Origin of the sequence: Gilliamella sp. wkB292 (assembly GCF_001690235.1) — a bacterium.
GTDB lineage: Bacteria > Pseudomonadota > Gammaproteobacteria > Enterobacterales > Orbaceae > Gilliamella > Gilliamella apicola_F.
Map to the genome: position 1 here is coordinate 45,419 of NZ_LZGO01000028.1, position 23,424 is coordinate 68,842.

The window sequence follows — 23,424 nt, forward strand, 5'->3', positions numbered from 1 at the left end:
CTTTTATTAAAGAATAAACAACTATAGCTTGTAGCATAGATATAAATAGATAATTTATGAAAGAGGAGTATAAAATGGCAAACCATAGCCGGGCAGGATTATTAGCTGAACCGTCTGATCTCATTGACGTTGAAGCGTTAAGAAATAATTACTATAGCATTAGCCCTGATATAGAGAACGCAAGTCAATTAGTGATTTTTGGTACCTCAGGTCACCGCGGTAGTTCTAACAAAGGTACCTTTAATGAGGATCATATTTTAGCCGTTGCTCAAGCTATAGCAGAATATCGTCAGGCAAATAATATCACCGGTCCATGTTTTATTGGTCAAGACACTCATGCTTTGTCAGAGTTAGCATTAAAATCAGTACTAGAAGTGTTTGTCGCTAATGAACAAACCGTTGTTATCGCCCGCGATTGGGGATTTACTCCAACTCCAGTTATTTCGCATGCTATTTTAACCTATAATCTTGGCAAACAATCACAATTGGCTGATGGTATTGTAATTACGCCTTCGCATAATCCGCCTGAAGATGGTGGTATTAAATATAATCCGACTAATGGTGGCCCTGCCGATACGCATATCACTAAGCAAATCGAAAATCGCGCTAACGAATTACTAAAAAATAAACTCAATGGTGTAAAACGTGTTTCTTTAGAAAAAGCGATTAACTCCTCTTACATACATACTAAAGAGTACGAAACTGATTATGTAAATGATCTTGAAAACATTTTAGATTTAGCATTAATTAAATCTTCTGATCTTAATATTGGCGTTGATCCATTAGGGGGAGCTGGTATCACCTATTGGCCAAGAATTGCTGACAAATATGGTATCAAACTTAATATTGTCAACAATAAAATCGATCCAACTTTCAGCTTTATGCACCTCGATCATGATGAAGTAATTAGAATGGATTGTTCTAGCCGCTGGGCAATGGCGGGATTATTGCAATTAAAAGATAAGTTTGACTTAGCGTTTGGTAACGATACCGATTTTGACCGTCATGGTATTGTAACGCCAAAAGGATTGATGAATCCAAATGCTTACCTTTCGGTTTGTGTGAATTATTTATTCCAAAATCGTCCACAATGGCATAAAGACATAGCTATTGGTAAAACATTAGTAACGAGTTCAATGATCGACCGCGTTGCTAATAGCCTTAATAAAACATATTTAGAATATCCAGTTGGCTTTAAATGGTATGCTGATGGTCTTTACAATGGAACATTAGGTTTTGCCGGTGAAGAGAGTGCTGGCGCCTCTTTTTTAAGAACAAATGGAAAAGTTTGGGCAACAGATAAAGATGGTATTATTTTATGTTTGCTAGCAGCTGAAATGACGGCAAAAACAGGAAAAAATCCACAAGAACAATACCAAGAACTTGAAGCAAAATTTGGTGTTTCATATTATGGACGGCTCCAAGCACCGGCCTCTTTTACTGAGAAACAAAAATTAGCTAAACTTGATGCCAGCCAGTTAACGACAGATCAGCTTGCAGGTGAAAAAATTACCCAATGTTTAACCACGGCGCCGGCAAATAATGCACCGATTGGTGGATTAAAAGTGATAACTGAAAACGGTTGGTTTGCAGCTAGACCTTCAGGTACAGAAGACGCTTACAAAATTTATGCTGAAAGTTTTATCAGTAACGATCATTTAGCAACATTACAAAAAGAAGCGCAAGAAATTGTTGCCAAAGCTATCAAATAACTGACACATACTTTGCTGATTTAGCTTAAAATCAGCAAAGGTTATTGAGTTGTTTGTCGTGTTCATAATAATTTGTACCGCAATAAAAATTCTGTCCAGATCACTATTTGTGTCTGGGCAAATTTTTTACTTCACTCATTTTAAAATGATAGATTCTAAGTTTGTTGGCAATCTTGCCCTCATCAGGGCTCGATTATCAAGTTTTTTAGAGTATAAAGCACACAACAAAATTATCTGAAAAGTGGTAAATTGTCTATAAAGCCAAAATGTGTTTTTTTATTTTTGTAATACCCCACCTCAATTCAGTATATAAAACAATTAATAACAAAATTGAGGCTATAATATCATCACAGTTATGGACTAACACAAGCAATTTGATGTGAGCTATAGCTTGGATCGTCATACCACATATCACCATCACCAGCATCAATTCTTAATGGGTTACCTTGATAAGTATCGATAGTCCAATACCAATCAATAGGATGCCTTGTTGCCCAGTTTGTGCCAGGATAATGAATAGGTTGATTAAACATGGTTCCCCATTCGTTAAATAATCCGCCTATCCATTTGCCGTTCGTTCCTCTATAACTTAATTGACGACGGTAACCATTTATATTACGACCCGGTATTCCGCCAGACCACATCGAAGTATTAGCATTAGTATAATCAGCCACACTCGGCAGTCGATAACCAATGCCTCGACAATAAGATATTGCGCCATTTTGATTTGAAACAAGATCGGCTGATGGGGTGATATACCAACGTTGTATAGTAAAACTGTAGAGTTTATTCTGCTTAGCTTTGTCAGAATATAACTGAAAAGTAACAGGAGAAAAACTTTTAGGGGCAGTTGAAGTTGTTGGTCCTTTTAGTACTATTTTTACCCCACTTACACTAGTACTATTACCCCAACCCGGCGTATTTTCCGCTGATAGCAATAACGTAACATCACCTGAACTTGATTTAATTGTGCTACCATTGATATTGACGACTTCTTGCGGTGTTATTCCACTTAATAACAAATAAAATCTTAAATTATCTGAACCAGTACTTGGAAAATTTTTAGCAGCTGTATTAATATCTTGTGGAATAAATCCTTTTCCTTTGCCCCAATCGGGACCATCTAAATCTTGATATTCGGTATTATTACTTGAATCGTTTGCTAAATTAGGTTGTGCGTAACAAACTGTCGGTTTATGAGAAATTTGATAACGTTTAGTCACTGGCACATAATCACTTTCTTTAGGAATGCCATATTTAGAATAAGTTTTTAATTGTGCGGTAATTTCTAAGGTTAATGGCAGCGTATAAGCATTATCACAAGCCAATCTTTGACTAATATTTGTTAAAGCTTTACCATTTGCATCATACCATTTAGAACTCGTGAAACTGAGTAGAAAAGGTTTATAAGTATCTATCCCATCGCCATCTTTATCCGCATAATTTAATTTATTATCTAACGAATCATAGTAAAAGTTTTTAACTGAAAAACTTGATGGTTTTAAATTACCGTCAAAAAGATTAACTCCATTCCCTTTCAAATTGCTGCTTGCTTCACTATAAAATACACCACCTACGGTAAATCCATGTTTACTAGCGGCCAAATCTATATTGGCGACTTGCGGCGCATTCCCTTCTATTGCTTTCGCTGTCGCTGCGATCAATGCGTTGGCACAAGTAACAGGTAATAGCAATAAGCCAACAAGTATTATGGTTGTCTTTTTAAAAAAGAGATGAAGATCAAGCGTATTACGCATTAAACGTATAGGTTTGTTAACAAGTTTAAGAGAAATAGAAAAATGTTTTAATAACGTCGCTTTAGAGTAAGTAAATAATAGGTTTCTTGTTAAACCTTTAAATCTGGGGATCAAACAAAATCTAAGACTAAATAATATAAAACGATATCCCTTTTTAATCATATTTTTACCGCTCCTTGTAACGATATAGTTGTTTTTGGCAGAAATCTATAAGGTTATTTTTGTTTAATTTGAAACTTAATTTTCTTTATATATTTCAATACTATAAAAACAGAAATGATTTGGGTATCATAAAGTAATTAATATCACCTGTAACGGTTATTTGAGTTAAAAATTGTCAATGATTGTTAATTATTTTAAGTTTACAATTTTTTGACATCTTACTTGCAAACTGTGAGATTTATTAAATGATTGATAGTAAATTAGGCAAACGTTTTGAGTTTTAAAAGAATATAACAGATAGATTGATATTTAAATTTTTTCTAGATTCGTCAAGAGTAGGAAATACAAATATGCAATGACTGAAACAATTTATTTAAAAATAATACATTGTTTTATAGAGAGTTAATCATGTTAGATTGGGATCATTTGATCAATGATCCCTGTATTATTAGATTTTAAACACCTGCACGATAGTTAGGTGGTTCTTTAGTAATAAGTACATCATGTACGTGACTTTCTTTCATGCCCGCACCAGTAATACGATAAAATTTAGCTTTTGTGCGTAATTCATCAATAGTGGCACAACCAGTTAACCCCATACAAGAGCGTAATCCGCCCATTTGTTGATGGACGATTTCTTTCAATAAACCTTTATAAGCGATTCGTCCTTCAATCCCTTCAGGTACTAATTTATCAGCAGCATTATCAGTTTGGAAATATCGATCTGAAGAACCTTTCGCCATTGCACCTAATGACCCCATTCCACGATAAGATTTATAAGCTCGACCTTGAAATAATTCAATTTCGCCGGGTGCTTCTTCGGTTCCAGCAAACATCGATCCAACCATAACACATGAAGCACCTGCTGCAATCGCTTTAGCAATATCACCGGAAAAACGTATGCCACCATCGGCAATAACTGGAATATTGTATTTTTGAGCCATTTCTACAGCGTCCATAATCGCAGTAATTTGTGGCACGCCCACACCAGTGACAATACGCGTTGTACAAATTGAACCAGGACCAATCCCAACTTTAACAGCACTCACACCCGCCTCGATCAAGGCTTTTGCACCTTCGGCAGTTGCAACATTACCACCTATTATTTGTAAATCAGGATACGCTTTGCGAGCTTGACGAATACGTTCAAGAACGCCTTCGGAGTGACCATGTGAAGAGTCAATTAACAGCACATCTACACCTGCTTCAACTAAGGCAGCGATGCGCTCCTCGTTTCCAGCACCAGCACCTACCGCAGCCCCGACACGCAAGCGTCCTTTTTCATCTTTACAAGCATTCGGTTTTTGCTCTGCTTTGTTGTAATCTTTAACGGTGATCATGCCTTTTAAGTGGAATTTATCATCAACAACTAATACTTTTTCAACACGGTGCTCATGCATTTTTTGCAGAACACTTTCACGTTTTTCACCTTCATTGACAGTTACTAAACGTTCTTTAGGGGTCATCACCGCAGTAACAGGTAACGACAAATCGGTGGCAAATCTCACATCCCGAGCAGTAATAATCCCCACTAATTCTTGCGATTTTGTAACAACAGGAAAACCGGCAAAGCCATACTCTTTAGCAAGATCAATAACATGCTGTATTGTTGCTGTTGGTAACACTGAAACTGGATCTTGTACAATACCACTTTCATGCTTTTTAACACGCTTGACATGATTTGCTTGAACGTCTATTGGCATATTTTTATGAATAAAACCAATTCCACCTTCTTGAGCAAGGGCTATAGCCAGATCGGATTCGGTAACAGTATCCATTGCAGCTGACAGCATTGGAATATTAAGTTTTATTGTTTTCGTTAATTGAGTACTGATATTAGCAGTGTTAGGTAATACAGATGAGTGAGCGGGAACTAATAACACATCATCAAATGTGAGGGCTTCTTTTACGATACGAGACATGACAATATTCACCATTGAGTTGAATTGTTGATAAAATATTGCCGACGTATTCTACCTTTCTTTTTTATGAAAAACTAGTTAAATTTAATATTTTATTGAGTGTTTGTTCACAACCATATAAAAATTTAATTTGTTAACAATTGTTACTAACCTCTTTTTGCGCCATCATAATATAATTTACATCGACATTCGATCCTAATGTAAATTGATTTTTAAGTAGATGATATTCCATTCCAATAATATCTTTAACCTCTAAACCTGATTGTTCTACCCATAGCATTAACTCTGACGGGCGAATAAATTTATTGGCGTCATGTGTGCCCTTTGGGACTAGTCTTGCAATATATTCAGCGCCATAAATCAACATCATTTTAGCTTTATAATTGCGATTAATAGTTGATAAAAATAGTTTTCCGCCGGGTTTAAGTAATTTTGCACAAGCGTTAATGATAGAAAAGGGATCGGGAACATGTTCTAATAATTCCATACACGTAATCATATCATAGTAATCACTTTTTTGGTCAGCATGCTGTTCAACGGTCTGTTTTAAGTATGTAATAGAAAGACCACTTTGTTGTGCATGAGATTTAGCCACTTGTAATGATTCATCAGCAAGATCGATTGCCGTAACATTAGCACCGAGTTTAGCTAAACTTTCAGATAAAATACCCCCACCACAGCCTACATCTAATACATTTTTTTGCTCTAATGAGCCACATTTTTGCTTAACATAGTCTACGCGTAATGGATTAATAATATGTAGTGGCTTACATTTACCATTGGGATCCCACCATTGGGCAGCCATCTGTGAAAATTTATTGATTTCATTAATATCGATATTTTGTGACATGATTATGTTTTATAAGATTATCAAAACTGAAAATTACTATATTCTAACTATCAGTAATTATCAACAAATAGCCCAAACTATTCTCATTTCATTAATTATGACGACTATAATAAAAACCTAATAGAGATTACAGCTAGCTATACACGCACTCTATCTTTTATTTTTATTATCAAAATAAGTTTTTTATATTCTACTTGTGGGTTATATTTACTGACATTAATTTAATGAGAAAAGTCAATCTAATAGAATAATTAATATGGAAATTATTCAGTAATAGATGCTAATTTACTAATAACGTCAAGCTAAAATTTTAGACAGATATAGTAAATAAAGTAATGTTTTCTTGTTTATAGCTTGGTTTCATGGCATGATCTAACGCTTAATTTATTTAATAAAAAAGCTTTTTGAGCATTTGTTTACACTAAAATTAAACGTTTAATTAAGAGTAAAGGAAAAAATATTCATGAGTACAGGTACTATGAAGAAAAATCACTCACAGTGGAGCTCTCGCATGGGATTTATGCTTGCAGCGGCTGGTTCTGCAGTGGGTCTAGGTAATATTTGGAAGTTTCCATATATGGCAGGTGAAATGGGTGGTTCAGCATTTGTACTCACCTATTTACTGTTCATGTTCATGATTGGACTACCAATTTTAGTTTTAGAATGGTTGATTGGTCGTCGTGGACAAAAAAATCCGATTCACACAATGGAAGATGTCGCCGCTTCTGAAGGACGTTCTAAATCATGGCGTTGGGTTGGTATTATAGGTGTACTTGGCTCATTTTTAATTTTATCTTTTTACAGTGTAATCGGTGGATGGGCTACAGATTATATTGTGCTAGCAGCAGAAGGGACATTTGAAAACGCAACAGGCGAAATTACCGGTCAAATTTTTACTAACTTCCTTGGTAATGTGACTAGCCTACTTACTTGGCATACCGTGTTTATGTTTGCAACTGCATTTATTGTGGCATTAGGTGTCGGCGCCGGCTTAGAACGTGGATGTAAAATAATGATGCCAGGTTTAGGCATTTTACTATTAGTTTTAGTTGGTTATGCGGCTTATGCAAGTGGACCGTCTTTTGGTGTGGCTTGTGAATTCTTATTCTCACCTAACTGGTCAGCATTAAACGGCACAGCTATTTTAGCGGCATTAGGACATGCATTTTTCAGTCTATCATTAGGTATGGGCATTATGATGGCATATGGCTCTTACTTAGGACAGGATGTTAACTTGTTATCAACCGCCCGTACAGTAGTAATATTAGATGTTATTGTTGCTGTTTTATCTGGCTTAGCTATTTTCCCATTAGTTTTTGCTAATAATCTGACTCCAGGTTCTGGTCCAGGCTTAATATTTGTTACGTTACCAATTGCATTTGGTAATATGGGTGGTGGTTTAATTTTAGGTATTTTATTCTTTATCTTTTTAACTTTTGCCGCGTTAACCTCTTCTATCTCTTTACTTGAACCAACAGTTGAATTGTTAGAAGAAAAAACACATATGGGCCGCAAAACAGCAACCGCTGTTAGTAGTATCATTATTTGGGCATTAGGTATTGCCTGTATTTTATCGTTCAACAAATGGGCCGATGTCACACTATTTGGCAAAAATATTTTTGATATTCTTGACTACTTAACCAGTAAAATTATGTTGCCGGTCACAGGACTTGGTACTGTTATTTTTGGTGCATGGATGATGAATCAAAAACGCATCCGTCAAGAGCTTAACTTAAATCCATTCTGGACTATGGTTTGGACGTTATTAACACGATTTGTTATTCCGGTAGCAATTATCGCTATTCTTATTTTTGGATTTACACCAGAATAATCATTAGAAATGTTGTTAATCAGCCCTGAAGTAATGTCAGGGCTTTTTTTTGGCAACTTTACAAAAAACCAGCAAACTACCGACTAAATTTGCAAACTTCTATTGAAAACTATTTTTTTATTCCCATATAGCAATACAACAATAAATCATATGTTTAAAACAATGTTATTCGATTAACGTTAATGCCTTATTGTATTGATATTTTTTTGAAAATAATTGTTAAAGTATAACAATCAGTTAACAATCATTATGGTCACAATCGTTAATTGAATTTACTTAATAGAGTAAGAGGTACTAGTCAATGAGTAAGCAAGGAACCGAAACACGAGGATTTCAATCCGAAGTTAAACAGATTCTTCATTTAATGATCCACTCTTTATATTCTAATAAAGAGATATTTTTACGTGAACTAATCTCTAATGCATCTGATGCTGCTGATAAACTTCGCTTTAAAGCATTAGAAAACCCAAATCTATACGCCGGTGATGGTGAACTAGGCGTACGTATTTCAACCAATAAAGATGCTGGTACGCTAACAATCTCGGATAACGGTATTGGTATGACTCGTGACGAAGTCATTGAAAACCTTGGCACTATTGCTAAATCAGGTACCAAAGCATTTTTAGAATCAATTGGTAGTGATCAAGCTAAAGATAGTCAGTTAATTGGTCAATTTGGTGTCGGTTTTTACTCCGCGTTTATCGTTGCTGATAAAGTAACGGTTAGAACGCGCGCTGCTACTGCAAATGCAGATGAAGCTGTCATGTGGGAATCAGCGGGAGAAGGTGAATACACTATTTCTGATGATCATAAAGAAACCCGAGGAACAGAAATCACTTTACATTTAAAAGACGATGAAAAAGAGTTTTTAGATGACTGGCGTTTACGCTCGATTATCAGTAAATATTCTGATCACATATCTCTTCCTGTTGAAGTACAAACCACAGACGAAGAAAGTAAAGAAGTTAAATGGGAAAAAGTTAATAAAGCTCAAGCGCTTTGGACAAGAAGCAAATCTGAAATTACTGATGAAGAATATAAAGAGTTTTATAAACATATTTCTCACGATTTTGCCGATCCTTTAAGCTGGAGTCATAATCGCGTTGAAGGTAAACAAGAGTATACTAGTTTACTTTATATCCCATCTAAAGCACCTTGGGATATGTGGAATCGTGATAACAAACACGGCTTAAAACTCTATGTTCAACGCGTATTTATTATGGATGATGCAGAACAATTTATGCCTAACTATTTACGTTTTGTGAAAGGATTAATTGATTCAAATGATCTACCACTAAATGTATCGCGTGAAATTCTGCAAGACAATAAAATTACCCAAAGTCTACGTAATGCGTGTACCAAACGTGTATTACAGATGCTTGAAAAATTAGCAAAAGACGACAAAGAACAGTATCAACAATTCTGGAGTGAGTTTGGTTTAGTATTAAAAGAAGGTACAGGTGAAGACTTCGCTAATCGTGAAGCGATAGCTAAATTATTGCGTTTTGCTTCAACCCATACTGATAGTGATGCGCAAACTGTCTCATTAGAAGACTACATTAGCCGTATGCAAGATGGTCAGGAAAAAATTTACTATATTACTGCTGATAGTTATGGCGCAGCGAAAAATAGTCCTCATCTTGAGTTATTCCGTAAAAAAGGCATTGAAGTTTTATTACTTTCTGATCGTATTGATGAATGGATGATGAGCAATTTAACTGAATTTGATGGTAAACAATTCCAATCAATCAGCAAATCAGACGAATCAATCGAAAAATTAGCCGATCAAGACAGTGAAGAGCAAAAACAAGTTGAAAAAGAACTTGAACCATTTATTGAAAGAGTTAAAAAAGTATTAGGTGATAAAGTTAAAGAAGTCAAATTAACACATCGCTTAACTGATACGCCAGCAATTGTTACTACCGCAGCTGATGAAATGACAACACAAATGGCTAAACTCTTTGCAGCAGCAGGACAAAAAGCGCCAGAGATAAAATATACATTCGAAATCAATCCTGATCACAGCTTGGTTAAACGCGTTGCCGATACCCAAGATGAAGCTGCCTTTAAAGATTGGATCGAATTATTATTAGATCAATCACTGCTTGCCGAAAAAGGTTCGCTAAGTGATCCAAGTAAATTTATTCAGACCATGAATAAGTTACTTGCACAATAATCTTTTAATCTTAGCTTAAAGTGTAAACCCGATATTTGCAAAGTATCGGGTTTTTATTTTTTATCAAAAAGCAATAATATTTTATTGGAATTATGATAAATATCACATTTTTTGATATTTTAACTTTCTATTTTCGATTAGCTATTCATAATACTTTAACCGAAAAATTAAATCCTAAGCTATGAAAGTTCATAAAATACTTAATAATAATGTAGTCGTTACCCTTGATGAAAAAGGCAATGAATTAATTATAACAGGCCGAGGCGTTGGCTTTAAAAAACGTGAAGGTGATTTAATTGATTCTACCCTAATTGAAAAGCAGTTTTCATTAACCAATAAAGAAACTTTGCCCAAATTTGCTGAATTACTTTCTGAAATTCCAATTGAAGTACTCACCACTTCAGAAATTATTATTAATCATGCCAAGCAATTTATGGAAGGTAAACTACAAGATAGTATTTATATTTCACTCACAGATCATATTCATTTTGCCATAGAGCGTCACAAGCAAGGATTTGACATCCCAAATAACTTTTTATGGGAAACTAAAAAACTTTATCCTAAAGAATTCCAGATGGGTTTATATGCTTTATCGGTAATAAAAGATCGCCTAAATATCGAATTACCAGAAGATGAAGCCGGCTTTATCACTTTTCATATTATTAATGCACAACTAAATGATACCATGCCGAATATTGTGACAATGACAAAAATCATGCGTGAAATTCTTAATATTGTAAAATATCATTTTAACTTTGAATATGATGAAGACAGCTTATCTTATCAGCGATTTATAACGCATTTAAAATTTTTTGCTCACCGAATTTTAAGCCAAAGCAAACAAGTACAACAAGATGCTTCATTGTATCAGATAATACGGCAAAAATATGAACATGCTTACCTCTGTACTAAACAAATAGACTTACATTTAATTCAACAATACCAACATCCACTTACTGATGATGAAAGTTTATATTTAACCATTCACATTGAACGATTACGTAATGAACTTAAAAAGCAATAATGTGAAACAGATCACATTTTTGTGATGACTTTTAAAAATATATATTCACTAGTTGCAATTTATGTTAGCCTAACTCCATAATTTTTGGATTGTTATTGCATAATATAGCAATGAATTATGCAAGCAAAACCTAACCGCCTTGAACAAAGGCGGTTAGGTTTTTTTTTGCTTTTAATAAGGATAAGGTATGAAAAACAGAGGGCTTGCCGAAATAATTATTCAACATGTTGGCGGTAAAGAGAATATTACCAGTTTAGTGCATTGTGCAACTCGATTACGCTTTGTATTGAAAGATGATAATAAAGCTGATGCCGATATTTTAAAAAAACAAAAAGGTGTGATTACTGTAGTGCAAAGTGGTGGGCAATTTCAGGTCGTTATTGGTAACAATGTCGCTGATGTGTTCAACGATATTATGGAGTTAACCAAATTAAATGAAATTTCTCAACCAAACAGCTCATCGGGTAAAAAATCAGGCATTTTATCTAAATTAATTGATTTAGTTTCTGGTATATTTATCCCTGCATTAGCTATCATCGTTGCGGGCGGTATTTTAAAAGGCCTTATATCATTATTGCAAGTATTGAATCTTGTTCAGCCTGCGACACCAACCTATAATTTTTTATTTGCCATTGCTGATGCGCCTTTTTACTACTTACCACTAATTTTAGGTTTTTCTGCGGTGAAAAAATTTGGTGGTAACCCTTATGTTGGTATGGCAATTGGCGGGGCTTTAATCCACCCCAATATAGTCAATATGATGGGGGGTGCTTTAGCGCTTAAAACGGAATTCTTCTCTATTCCGATAAATCTTATTCCCTATGCATCTTCAGTTTTTCCAATCATCTTAGCGAGTTGGTTCTATTGCTTATTAGAAAAGAGCTTTAATAAAATATTACATGACTCGTTTAAAAAGTTTATTTCTCCCCTGCTTGGATTACTAATTACTGTGCCATTAACCTTTGCAGTTATTGGTCCTGTGGTCTCATTTTTAAGCGATATTGTAGCTGCTGGTATTATTTATGTATATCAACTCAACTCAATTATTGCCTCAATGATTTTAGCTGCAGTTTGGCAAGTGATGGTTATTTTTGGTATTCATTGGGGATTAGTCCCTTTCGCCATGAATAACTTATCTATCAGTGGCGAAGATTTTATGCTACCAATTTTATTCCCAGCGGTTTTTGCACAAGTTGGCGCTGTTTTAGCGGTAATGCTAAGAGCAAAAGATCCACAATTTAAAGCGTTGGCAAGCTCATCAGTTTTATCGGGCATTTTTGGGGTAACGGAACCGGCTATTTACGGTGTTAATTTACCATTAAAAAGACCATTTGTGATTGGATGTCTAGCCGCTACAGTTGGTGGCGGTATTGTGGGTTACTTCCATACGGTAATTTACTCATTTAGTTTTATTAGTATCTTTTCATTTTTACAATTAATTCCTGCTGAAGGTATCGATGAAAGATTTTATGCGGTCGTTGTGGGTTGTTTAATCTCATTTACGCTTGCCTTGATTGCTACTTATCTTTTTGGAATTACGAAAGATAAACGCGACCTAATCGGACAAAACGAGCAACAAACTGAAAAACAACATGATAAAGTTAATGCCAGCAACGTTACCTTGTTTAGCCCAATGACAGGTGAGTTAATTGCTTTAAATAAAGTTAATGACCCTACTTTTGCCAATGAACTAATGGGCAAAGGCGTAGCGATAATTCCAACAATTGGTCAAGCTGTTGCACCCGATGATGGTGAAGTCGTATCACTATTTAGAACTAAACACGCAATTGGATTACAAACTGATTCTGGTGCTGAAATTTTAATTCATATTGGTATTGATACTGTTAAATTAGATGGTCAATACTTTGAAGCTCACGTACAAGCTGGCAGCAAAGTCAAAAAAGGTGATCTACTTGTTAGCTTTGATATAGATGCTATTAAACAAGCTGGATTTGAAGTCACGACACCAATTATCATTACAAATACAGATGATTATCAAGATATTCAATGTATTTTTAAACAAGATAATATTCAAATTGGTGATGCATTATTGGCATTATCGACAAATAAGGAGTAAAACATGTCAACAAAATTTCCTGAAGATTTTTTATGGGGCGGTGCGATTGCCGCCAATCAAGTAGAAGGGGCATTTCGTGAAGATGGCAAAGGGCTATCGACCTCGGACTGTACACCTAATGGACTATTTGGTGATATTGTTGATCGTAATGAACATAACATTACTAGTATTAAAGATCGAGCAATCGATTTTTATCACCGCTATCCGGAAGATGTTGCACTATTTGCACAAATGGGCTTTACCTGTTTACGCACATCTATTGCATGGACTAGGATCTTTCCAAATGGTGATGAAACTCAGCCTAATGAGGCAGGGCTAGCTTTTTACGATAAGCTATTTGATGAAATGATAAAACACAATATTAAACCATTAGTCACTTTATCTCATTACGAAATGCCTTACCACTTAGTTACACAATATGGTGGCTGGGCAAACCGTAAAGTGATCGACTTTTTTACCCTTTATGCTAAAACAGTTTTTGAACGCTATAAAAATAAAGTAAAACTTTGGTTAACCTTTAATGAAATCAATATGTCATTACACGAACCGTTTACCGGTGTTGGGCTTGCTCGCAATAGCAGCAAAGCACAAATTTACCAAGCGATTCACCATCAACTTGTCGCGAGTAGCCGAGCAGTAAAACTATGCCACAACATCATTCCTGATGCAAAAATCGGTAATATGTTATTGGGTGCTGTTGCCTACCCACTTACACCGAAACCAGAAGATGTATGGGCTACTCATCAAGAAAATCATGGTTGGTTATTTTTTGGTGATGTACAAGTGCGTGGATACTATCCAACATATATGCAACGATTTTTTAAAGAGAACAATATTAAACTGACAATAACAGAGCAAGATCATGAAGATCTTAAAGAAACGATCGATTTTGTTTCATTTAGTTATTACATGAGTTGCTGCGCGACAGCTGATGACTCACAAAAAACGAAAGGTAACATTCTAGATATGGTGCCAAATCCTTATCTTAAAGCCTCTGAATGGGGATGGCAAATCGATCCTATTGGTATTCGTTATTTACTTAATATGCTTTATGAACGTTATCAAAAACCGCTATTTATTGTCGAAAATGGTTTAGGTGCTAAAGATAAACTTGAGGATAACGGCACTGTCAACGACGACTATCGAATTAATTATATGAATGATCACCTTGTGCAAATTCGAGAAGCAATCAATGATGGTGTGCAAGTCATGGGTTACACAAGTTGGGGACCAATTGATCTTATCAGTGCCTCAAAAGCAGAAGTGACCAAACGTTATGGTTTTATTTATGTCGATCTTAATCAAGATGGTTCCGGTAGCTTAACACGTTACAAAAAGAAAAGTTTTTATTGGTATCAATCTGTCATCGCCTCAAATGGTGAAACGTTAAAATAAACTACAAAGCGATTAGTCTAACATTGACTAATCGCGAGTTAAAAAGTAGTTAATTATTGTGTTAAGGCAGAATCGTTAGCTACTTTACTAGAAAGTTAGAACTAGAATATGAAAAAAATAATCATAAAAGCACTCGTTACCGTAAATTTGATTGCATCTAGCCTATTAATCACGAGTTGTGCTCAATTATCATCTAATACATCACAAGACGCTATCACAATCTATTTTGCTCGTCATGGAAAAACACTTTTCAATAGTTATGATTTGGTTCAAGGATGGGCTGACTCACCTTTAACTGAACAAGGTATTGAAGTTGCTCGCTATTTGGGTGAAGGACTTAAAGATATTAAATTTGATGCTTACTATACCAGTGATGCAGGTCGTCAGCGCGAAACGATGCAAGTATTGCTAGCACAAAAAGGGGTAAAAGATTATAAAATACAAGAACTAAAAGGTTTACGTGAAGTATTTTATGGTGGTTTTGAAGGTGGGCCGAATGCCAAAATGGTTAACGCCAGTATGGATTCTTTGGGTTATAAATCAGTCGAAAGTTTTTATAAAAGCTATAAAGAAGGTGAGATTTCTGTCGCTGCATTGACTAATGCTATTGCCAAATCAGATCCTAAACATCAAGCCGAAGATTATCAACAAGTTAAACAGCGTACACAAGCAGCGCTAAAGACTATCGTTAATAATGCAATCAAACATCACCAAAAAAATGTGTTAGCGATTTCATCTGGAATGTCGATGCAAGTAATGATTTCTGATCTTACTGACAACAGCAATAAAAATAAACCATTATCGAATGCAACAGTCGTTAAAATTGTTTACAAAAACGGCCAATACAACGTGGTTGAAATAGGCAACATGGATTATGTTAAAAAAGGTAAATCTACCTTAAAAAATTAGACCGACAAAAAATTGAGCAGATTGGATTGTTACTGCCATGGCAGGCAAAACCTAAATGTTTAGTAAAAAATAAAAACTTATAAATATTAATTATTTTAAATTTTGAATATAAACACTTTAGGAATTTAGGAATGAAATTAAAATACCTCACTGTTATACTTTTTAGCTTGACGAGTAGTCTTGTGGTAGCTAATGAATCGACATCAAAATATGAACCTAAATCAATAGCTGATAATGAATTTTTTAAAGATACCAAAATCGTGCTATCAACTAAAAACTATTGGAAGTATTTAAAAGAAGAAGCCGAAAATCCAAAAACAGTTCACAATGCATGGGGGCATGGCGTTGCAGTAAGTTATCAATCCGGTTATTTGGCTGATTTTATTAGTTTAAATGCTGATTTTTATCGAGCATTTCGTTTAGCTGCCAGTGATCACTTTGCAAGTCGAGGCGTACTTTACAATAAAGGCAATAAAGCCAAAAGTAGCAATGCCGGTGGCTACACTAAAATAGGCCAACGTTATGTCAAATTAAAAGCGAAATTAGCTGATGTTAATCTTAATGGTAATATCGGCTGGCATACAATGAAAAACTTTGGGGTTATTTCTAATACTACTCGCCTATCGCCAACAACTTATCAAGGCTATAGCGCAACATTAAATTACGGTGAAGTGGCATTAAAAGGGGCTTATATTACGCATTCAATTTCTCGCGACTCTCCCGATAAAAAACAGTTTAAAAGTCGTGATGGCAAACACACCATTGATTATATTGCCACAGGCGATATTTCATTAAAAAATAAATTTTACAGCGTTGAATATGCCATTGGTGAAAGCAAAGACTATTTACGCCGTCAAATCTTTTTAGGTAGCATTAAACCAATCGACAAGTTAACAATTGGCACCCAACTATATTTTACCAAATCGCTAGATAATTATAAAAAAATGGCACTGAGCAAACGTTATTTTGATAAACATGCCAATCACTATGCCGCTGATGTCAAATGGCAAGATGATAAGTGGGGAGCTAAAATTGGCATTGCCTATACTGATGCTAAAAAAGGTCAAGGACAGTTAGGCTATTATCATCGCCATATGTCTAGCCACTCACGCGGTACATTTATGTCTATGACGCAAGCAGGCGAAGATTATTTACGACATGGCGAACGAGCATTATCAACAATCATTGATTATAAGCTATATCCCGATTTAACGCTTGGTTTAACTGCAAATTATGGGGAGTTTAAATTCAGGCACACAACCGTACGTTCAAGCGAATTTAATCTGTTTACCAAATGGATCCCTACCAATAATAGTTTAAAAGGGTTAACCCTTTGGGGAATGGTTGGGCCCGGATGGTCTTATAAACATAAAAATCGCACACCCATTTTACGAAATGGTAAATCGCAAACTGCACAGTTCTTAGGTGCTGAATTTATAGCAGAATACCGTTTTAACTTATTATGAATCAGAACAAGATGAGGTACTTTTTATGAAAAAATTAATAAAATCTTCAAGTTTGTTATTGGTATTTATCTTTACTATAACAAATGCTTTTGCTCAAGATGTCTATCTTTATGTTACTCGACATGGTAAAACCATGTTCAATAATGTACATCGTGTTCAGGGGTGGTCTGATACCCCATTAACCAAACCCGGTATTGAAGTTGCTCAGCAACTTGGTCGAGGGTTAAAAGATGTTGATTTTATTTCGGTCTATTCTAGTGATTCAGGACGAGCAAGGCAAACCGCACGTATCATTCTCGAAACAAAAGGTGTGCCAGTACAAATAAATGAAATGGAAAAATTACGAGAAAATTGCTTTGGCGAATTTGAAGGTGATCTTGACCCTAATATGTGGAATCCGGCAGCAAAACATTTAGGTTACGCATCTGATAAAGATCTTATGGACGATTTAGCAAAAGGTAAAGTAACACTTAAAAAAATGATCGACGCGATTGCTGCAGTTGAAAAATCAGGTGAAGCCGAAGACTATAATAAAGTAAAAACTCGCATGCAAGAGTCATTAAAAATGATTGCAGAATCAGCCAAAGCACAAGGGGGCGGTAACGTTTTAGTCGTATCGCATGGTTTGGCAATTATGGCAATGGTTGAAGAGATGCTAGATAAACCAATAACAGCAGGTTTAGGTAATGCAAGTGTAACTAAAATTCGTTATACCGATGATGGCAAATTTATTGTTGAAAGTTTAGGTGATATGAGTTATGTCGAAAAAGGCAAACAATAATATCTAACAGTTAAAAGGTGCCCCTCAACATTGGGGCATCTTTAACTCAACATACTTTTTGCAATTAAAAAACTGATAGAAATTGTGACAATAAACCCGCATAATTAATCAATCATTTTACGTGACAACATTAAAAAGGTCAGCATGTTTTATCTATCTCAATACCAATCACCTATGGGCTTAATCACTCTAGCAAGTCAACAAAATAAATTAGTTGGCGTTTGGATTGAAGGACAAAAATATTTCGGTACCATTCTAAAAGCAGAAAAACAATATCATGCTAACCTACCCATCTTTAATCAGACAAAAAAATGGCTCGATGATTATTTTGAAGGAAAAAAACCTAACATTAAGCAACTTGAACTCGCTCCACACGGTACCCCTTTTCAACACTTAGTCTGGCAAATTTTGTGTCAGATCCCTTACGGGCAAGTAATCACCTATGGCAATATAGCCAAACAAATTGCACTACAAACAAATAAGGCTAGCATGTCAAGCCAAGCCGTTGGCGGTGCGGTTGGTCATAATCCTATATCCATTATTATCCCCTGTCATCGAGTTGTTGGTGCCAATGGTAATTTAACCGGTTATGCTGGTGGAATAGATAAAAAAATTAAACTACTTGAAATAGAAGGATTAGATATGACACAATTTTTTAATCCTAATAAAGGTACAGCCCTTTAAAAGTTAAAATAATAATCAACTAAAAATAAATCAGATGACTAAACTACCCCATTTTTAATGGTTGAAAAAATTACCTTATCTATCGAATTAACATTAATTTATCGCGATGATTGCTTGAAGATTATGGTGCTTTTTAATCGCTTTCCTGTTAAACATTTGCCTTGATTTATTGTGGTAAAGTCTGAACTAAAAATCCCACTTACAAATTAAAAACAGCATTAATATTCTATTATTTATCAATGCGCTACTTTCATCATACATAACTTAATGAATAAAATGACTATATAACCTATAGTGTAAATTTACCTAGTAGTTAGATAGTTATAGTGAAATAGCGCAGTTTTGTATGAAAATGGTAAAAAGTTAGCGATTAATTCCAATATAAATTTAAGTGAATTAAGTTAAAAAATTTATCTGTTTAGCACAGTTATCTATAATTATTATCTACGCTCAACTGAAGTATCTTTTAACTGTTGCTAAGTTATCAATAAAGCACCGTTATCTGTTTATTTTTTATGCATTCATTTTAAAAAATTTTGCTTGTCGCTTAGCGACAAGACAAAATTTTGTTTTCTCTCTAATAATATAATCATCACAATGCTTTTTTTCTTACCATTGTAAGTTGCATAGCCCATTAGTAGATGGCACTAACCATCATAATGAGATCAAATATACCATTGTAAAAATTATTTAGCCTTTACAGGCAACTAAATGTTGATAAGTAACAGAATAAGTATTTACATTACCTGCTCTTGCATCAGCAACAAACATATAACTACCAGTAAGATGAACACTAGATGTCCAATAGAATGCTTTTCCATCCAAAGCTTGTACAAAGTTACCCCATTGCGAATCCGGATAAGCAGCAAAATTTGTAAATCCCCATTCTGGGAACACGCCTTGTCCTATCGCCCGTGTAAAGGTGTTCATACTAGTATCCCAATCAACATTAGGCGCTATATTATTTTGTGGTGAATTAGTAAACAGTGAAATAGCCGGTATATTTTGGATACCACCACATCGATTTTTTGCACTCTCAAAATCCATATAATTACTACCTTGTGGAATTATCCAAATACTTGTTGGATTAAAGGTATAAGTAAAAACTTTGGAGTTATCTCTTTTGGTGACAATACTTACTGTTACATTACCAGTCGGTTTATCTTTGATTTTAACAAATCCTTGCGGATCAACCGAAACCTGCCCACCAGGGTTAGCTGATATACTATAACTATAATCAGTTTGTGCACCTGACATAACTAACTGAAACTTAGCGCCAGGAAAACCAGTTGTTGGAAACGTCGCTTTCGATACAGTAGGATTGACCTTAAATCCCATATCTGGAACATAATCTGCCGTAAAACCACCACCGTGAATCGGATGACGACTGGTACGATTAACATCATTCCAAGCTTCACCACTGCCATCAGCATTATAACTAATCCATTGATTAGATTTGTTAACAATTGTTGCATTAGGTTTAGCATAACAAAGTTGAGGTTTAGAAGAAATTTGATAACGTTTTACTATTGGCACATAATCACTTTCCCGAGGGATACCATATTTAGAATAGGTCTTTACCTGTGTTGTTATTTCAAGCGTTAGTGGCATCGGATAATTACTTCCACACCCCATCGTTTTACTAGTATCTGTAATTAATTTTCCATTACCGTCATACCACTGTTTACTGGTAAATGAGAGTAAAAATGGCTTTGATGTATCTATCCCATCACCATCTTTATCCGCATAATTTAATGTGTTATCCAATGAATTATAGTAAAAATTCTTAACGACAAAATTAGCAGGGCTTAAATCACCACTAAATTCCTTAACTACATCACCCTTGATATTGTTGCTTGCTTCACTGTAAAAAATACCATTAACCGTAAATCCTTGTTTATTCGCTGCCAAATCGATATTTATCACTTCTGGCGCACTGCCTTCTATCGCTTTCGCTGTTGTTGTACTTAATGCTTGCACTGGATGAATCGTCAATAAAATAAAAAATATGAATAATGAGCTTTGAGTTAATTTCGATTGAATTAATTTAAAATAATCTATTACATATAAATTATTTAACGAAATTTTGCTCGAAGAGTGTTTAAGGGGATATAAAAATTTTAAAGATGAAATAAAAGAGTTAAAAAACGATAAGTGCGAGGATAATTCGCTGGCGTGATGACTTTTTGTAACTAGACTATCTAATAATGCCCGATGCCCGATGCCCGATGCCCGATGCCCGATTAAGACCACATTTTAACATATTTTTACCATTCCTTGTAGTTAATTTTATTAACTTTTTCAAAAAATACAATATATTAGCTTTTATGTATATCATCTAATGCAACGCATTTGTGCGCGATAATATCAAAAATTCAATCCAATAATAAAATAGAATAATGAAATTGTAATGTGTATTTATGTAAATGTTTGTTAAGAATCTACGATAACTATATTAAAATGCACGTTAAATTTATATTTTATACACTAATATCACCGATTATTAATCGTTAGCTTATTGAATTAAATTTGCCTAAGATCTACAAAACAAAAGTAAAAATAATAATATCCATACATGAAATAATGTATCTCACTCAAGATCTCAACAATTGTCGCTGTAAACTAAGCATAAACTGTTGGGTTACTCTGTTATTATCACTATCAGGCTGCCAATTTTTTAAAAATATTAATTGATTAGTATTAAGATGCAGCGTTGTTCTCACAGTGTTTTGGGACAATTTTGGCATTATTTCAGGTTGTTGTGATTGATTTATAATTTTAGATTGATGATGAACTAGCGGATTCACTCTAGTATTAATATCTTCTTTCGATAAAGTAAAAAATTGATTAAACCACGTTTGATATCCGCTTAAATCAAAATCTCCGGCTATTTGATAGCCCCATTCCATTTTTTGAGCGTTATTAAAATGCAATGAAAGATTTCTTTTAGGAAATCCGCAATAAACTATAGGGTAATTGTTCAATTTACCTAGGATATTATGCATTATCTTCAACTTTTGTTGATATAACTCACTAATAATATATGCTGATTGATTATAAATTCTCAAAAAACTCCCCTCATCAATTAAACTTAGATAGCCAAGTCGACGACTAATTTCTAACTTTTTAGTAATATGCATGCTCATTTTTTGTTCTTCAATTTTGGCGTGCTAGCGACTTCGCGCTAACACGCCGGTGACTAGGTAACTTTCTTTATTTAAAATAAGAGTTAATGTTATAATTTACTTCAGTGAAAAATTAACCTTTGCAAACTGCCCTAAGATTTTTTCTACTATCTCCTGGATCAATATCACTGTTATCACTCATAAAAGAAACAGCGCCATCGCCAGTAACAACAATAAAGTGAGAAAACGCATCATGAACTTCTTTAGTCCAATAATGAGAATAGGAATAGGCAGCTGTGCTTGCTAAGGTTTGAGTGCCCCAATTGGCATCAGGATAAGACTTTTTGCCTTCAATATATCCCCATTCTGATAAAATACTTTCACCAATAGATCGTGTATAAACATTATTATATAATACCCAATTTAAAGGGGCTAATTTAGCAGGAGAATTCGTTAACTCACTACGTAAAAACATATTTTGTTCACCACCACATTTAATTTTGGTCTGTTCGTAAGTACCATAAAAGTCTCCTTGTGGAATAGCCCAAACACTGGTTGGATTAAACGTATAATCTAGCTTGATAGCTGGATTTTGCTTTACAGTTGCTCTTACAGTAACATTACCTGTTGGTTTACCTTTAAGTAAGACATAACCTTGTTGATCAATAGCCACTTGACCTCCCGGATTATTGGGAACACTAAAAGTATAACTGCTAGGAGAGCCTGTCACTATTAGTTGAAACTTAGCGCCAGGAAAACCAGTCGTCGGGAATTTTTTACCGCCAGATACAGTGGGACTCGCTTTAAACCCCATATTAGGAACATAATCTGAAGTATAGCCACCCCCATAGACAGAATTTGGATCTTTATACGCTTCTTGATTCCAATCAGCAATACCGCTTGTAGATGAATTAACCCCACGCCATTGATACATAGGAAATATTTCTAAAGAATAAGGTTTAGCATAACAAAATTGAGGTTTAGAAGAAATTTGATAACGTTTTACTATTGGCACATAATCACTTTCCCGAGGGATACCATATTTAGAATAGGTCTTTACCTGTGTTGTAATCTCAAGCGTTAGTGGCATCGGATAACTACTTCCACACCCCATCGTTTTACTAATATCTGTAATTAATTTTCCATTACCGTCATACCACTGTTTACTGGTAAATGAGAGTAAAAATGGCTTTGATGTATCTATCCCATCACCATCTTTATCCGCATAATTTAATGTGTTATCCAACGAATTATAGTAAAAATTCTTAACGATAAAATTTGCAGGGCTTAAATCACCACTAAATTCCTTAACTACATCACCCTTGATATTGTTGCTTGCTTCACTGTAAAAAATACTATTAACCGTAAATCCTTGTTTATTCGCTGCCAAATCGATATTTATCACTTCTGGCGCACTGCCTTCTATCGCTTTCGCTGTTGTTGTACTTAATGCTTGCACTGGATGAATCGTCAATAAAATAAAAAATATGAATAATGAGCTTTGAGTTAATTTCGATTGAATTAATTTAAAATAATCTATTACATATAAATTA

16 protein-coding genes are annotated in these 23,424 nt (G+C 34.7%); 10 read left to right on the forward strand and 6 right to left on the reverse strand.

The genetic code is table 11. The annotated features are described in order from the left end of the window. Nucleotides 1-74: 74 nt before the first annotated feature. Complete coding sequence (gene pgm, locus A9G09_RS02940) at nucleotides 75-1,712, forward strand: phosphoglucomutase (alpha-D-glucose-1,6-bisphosphate-dependent) (protein WP_065633424.1); 1,638 nt, start codon at nucleotides 75-77, stop codon at nucleotides 1,710-1,712. Between the two features lie 353 nt (nucleotides 1,713-2,065). Here the strand turns inward: pgm and A9G09_RS02945 are convergent, their stop codons facing one another. From A9G09_RS02945 to ubiG, 3 genes are all read right to left on the reverse strand, one after another. Beyond that, nucleotides 2,066-3,631: a hypothetical protein gene (locus A9G09_RS02945; RefSeq protein WP_065633425.1), complete on the reverse strand. Its 1,566-nt coding sequence runs from the start codon at nucleotides 3,629-3,631 to the stop codon at nucleotides 2,066-2,068. A 455-nt stretch (nucleotides 3,632-4,086) separates the two neighbouring features. Continuing rightward, nucleotides 4,087-5,553, reverse strand: coding sequence for an IMP dehydrogenase (gene guaB / locus A9G09_RS02950; protein ID WP_065633426.1), 1,467 nt, complete (start codon nucleotides 5,551-5,553; stop codon nucleotides 4,087-4,089). A gap of 133 nt (nucleotides 5,554-5,686) precedes the next feature. Next, nucleotides 5,687-6,403 (reverse strand): bifunctional 2-polyprenyl-6-hydroxyphenol methylase/3-demethylubiquinol 3-O-methyltransferase UbiG, encoded by a 717-nt coding sequence (gene ubiG, locus A9G09_RS02955; protein WP_065633427.1) that lies wholly within the window; start codon nucleotides 6,401-6,403, stop codon nucleotides 5,687-5,689. 463 nt (nucleotides 6,404-6,866) lie between these two features. On the opposite strand from ubiG, the gene A9G09_RS02960 reads away from it, so the two are divergent. The 9 genes from A9G09_RS02960 to A9G09_RS03000 all read left to right on the forward strand — a co-directional run bounded on the left by A9G09_RS02960 (nucleotide 6,867) and on the right by A9G09_RS03000 (nucleotide 18,746). Next, nucleotides 6,867-8,234: a sodium-dependent transporter gene (locus tag A9G09_RS02960; RefSeq protein ID WP_218056807.1), complete on the forward strand. Its 1,368-nt coding sequence runs from the start codon at nucleotides 6,867-6,869 to the stop codon at nucleotides 8,232-8,234. Between the two features lie 301 nt (nucleotides 8,235-8,535). After that, the gene (htpG, locus tag A9G09_RS02965) at nucleotides 8,536-10,410 is read left to right on the forward strand and encodes a molecular chaperone HtpG (protein WP_065633428.1); all 1,875 of its coding nucleotides are present in this window, start codon (nucleotides 8,536-8,538) and stop codon (nucleotides 10,408-10,410) included. Between the two features lie 181 nt (nucleotides 10,411-10,591). Then, nucleotides 10,592-11,434 (forward strand): BglG family transcription antiterminator LicT, encoded by an 843-nt coding sequence (gene licT, locus A9G09_RS02970; RefSeq protein WP_065633429.1) that lies wholly within the window; start codon nucleotides 10,592-10,594, stop codon nucleotides 11,432-11,434. A 187-nt stretch (nucleotides 11,435-11,621) separates the two neighbouring features. Beyond that, nucleotides 11,622-13,511, forward strand: a complete 1,890-nt coding sequence (locus A9G09_RS02975) for a beta-glucoside-specific PTS transporter subunit IIABC (protein ID WP_065633430.1) — start codon at nucleotides 11,622-11,624, stop codon at nucleotides 13,509-13,511. A 3-nt stretch (nucleotides 13,512-13,514) separates the two neighbouring features. Then, a complete protein-coding gene (locus A9G09_RS02980; RefSeq protein ID WP_065633431.1) occupies nucleotides 13,515-14,906 on the forward strand; it encodes a glycoside hydrolase family 1 protein in 1,392 nt (463 codons plus the stop codon). Between the two features lie 108 nt (nucleotides 14,907-15,014). Further along, nucleotides 15,015-15,815 carry a histidine phosphatase family protein gene (locus A9G09_RS02985; RefSeq protein ID WP_065633432.1) on the forward strand — a complete coding sequence of 267 codons (801 nt, stop codon included), beginning with the start codon at nucleotides 15,015-15,017 and terminating at the stop codon, nucleotides 15,813-15,815. Nucleotides 15,816-15,946: 131 nt separating this feature from the next. Further along, complete coding sequence (locus tag A9G09_RS02990; protein ID WP_065633433.1) at nucleotides 15,947-17,281, forward strand: OprD family outer membrane porin; 1,335 nt, start codon at nucleotides 15,947-15,949, stop codon at nucleotides 17,279-17,281. Nucleotides 17,282-17,306: 25 nt separating this feature from the next. Continuing rightward, nucleotides 17,307-18,062 (forward strand): histidine phosphatase family protein, encoded by a 756-nt coding sequence (locus tag A9G09_RS02995; protein WP_081297458.1) that lies wholly within the window; start codon nucleotides 17,307-17,309, stop codon nucleotides 18,060-18,062. 144 nt (nucleotides 18,063-18,206) lie between these two features. Then, on the forward strand, nucleotides 18,207-18,746 hold the full coding sequence (locus A9G09_RS03000; protein WP_065633434.1) for a methylated-DNA--[protein]-cysteine S-methyltransferase: 540 nt from the start codon (nucleotides 18,207-18,209) through the stop codon (nucleotides 18,744-18,746). Between the two features lie 690 nt (nucleotides 18,747-19,436). Here the strand turns inward: A9G09_RS03000 and A9G09_RS03005 are convergent. The 3 genes from A9G09_RS03005 to A9G09_RS03015 all read right to left on the reverse strand — a co-directional run. Beyond that, the gene (locus tag A9G09_RS03005; RefSeq protein ID WP_065633435.1) at nucleotides 19,437-20,999 is read right to left on the reverse strand and encodes a hypothetical protein; all 1,563 of its coding nucleotides are present in this window, start codon (nucleotides 20,997-20,999) and stop codon (nucleotides 19,437-19,439) included. Nucleotides 21,000-21,340: 341 nt separating this feature from the next. Beyond that, complete coding sequence (locus tag A9G09_RS03010) at nucleotides 21,341-21,892, reverse strand: hypothetical protein (RefSeq protein WP_065633436.1); 552 nt, start codon at nucleotides 21,890-21,892, stop codon at nucleotides 21,341-21,343. A gap of 112 nt (nucleotides 21,893-22,004) precedes the next feature. Next, the coding region (locus A9G09_RS03015; protein WP_218056808.1) for a hypothetical protein at nucleotides 22,005-23,424 on the reverse strand (1,420 nt) is incomplete at its 5' end.

What these genes read in the sequence shown, in the direction of transcription:
- A9G09_RS03000 (WP_065633434.1), top strand. Translation starts at nt 18,207, where the DNA reads ATGTTTTATCTATCTCAATACCAATCACCTATGGGCTTAATCACTCTA.
- guaB (WP_065633426.1), bottom strand. Translation starts at nt 5,553, where the DNA reads ATGTCTCGTATCGTAAAAGAAGCCCTCACATTTGATGATGTGTTATTA.
- A9G09_RS02945 (WP_065633425.1), bottom strand. Translation starts at nt 3,631, where the DNA reads ATGATTAAAAAGGGATATCGTTTTATATTATTTAGTCTTAGATTTTGT.
- A9G09_RS02985 (WP_065633432.1), top strand. Translation starts at nt 15,015, where the DNA reads ATGAAAAAAATAATCATAAAAGCACTCGTTACCGTAAATTTGATTGCA.
- A9G09_RS02975 (WP_065633430.1), top strand. Translation starts at nt 11,622, where the DNA reads ATGAAAAACAGAGGGCTTGCCGAAATAATTATTCAACATGTTGGCGGT.
- A9G09_RS02980 (WP_065633431.1), top strand. Translation starts at nt 13,515, where the DNA reads ATGTCAACAAAATTTCCTGAAGATTTTTTATGGGGCGGTGCGATTGCC.
- A9G09_RS02960 (WP_218056807.1), top strand. Translation starts at nt 6,867, where the DNA reads ATGAGTACAGGTACTATGAAGAAAAATCACTCACAGTGGAGCTCTCGC.
- ubiG (WP_065633427.1), bottom strand. Translation starts at nt 6,403, where the DNA reads ATGTCACAAAATATCGATATTAATGAAATCAATAAATTTTCACAGATG.
- A9G09_RS03010 (WP_065633436.1), bottom strand. Translation starts at nt 21,892, where the DNA reads ATGAGCATGCATATTACTAAAAAGTTAGAAATTAGTCGTCGACTTGGC.
- htpG (WP_065633428.1), top strand. Translation starts at nt 8,536, where the DNA reads ATGAGTAAGCAAGGAACCGAAACACGAGGATTTCAATCCGAAGTTAAA.
- licT (WP_065633429.1), top strand. Translation starts at nt 10,592, where the DNA reads ATGAAAGTTCATAAAATACTTAATAATAATGTAGTCGTTACCCTTGAT.
- A9G09_RS02995 (WP_081297458.1), top strand. Translation starts at nt 17,307, where the DNA reads ATGAAAAAATTAATAAAATCTTCAAGTTTGTTATTGGTATTTATCTTT.
- A9G09_RS02990 (WP_065633433.1), top strand. Translation starts at nt 15,947, where the DNA reads ATGAAATTAAAATACCTCACTGTTATACTTTTTAGCTTGACGAGTAGT.
- pgm (WP_065633424.1), top strand. Translation starts at nt 75, where the DNA reads ATGGCAAACCATAGCCGGGCAGGATTATTAGCTGAACCGTCTGATCTC.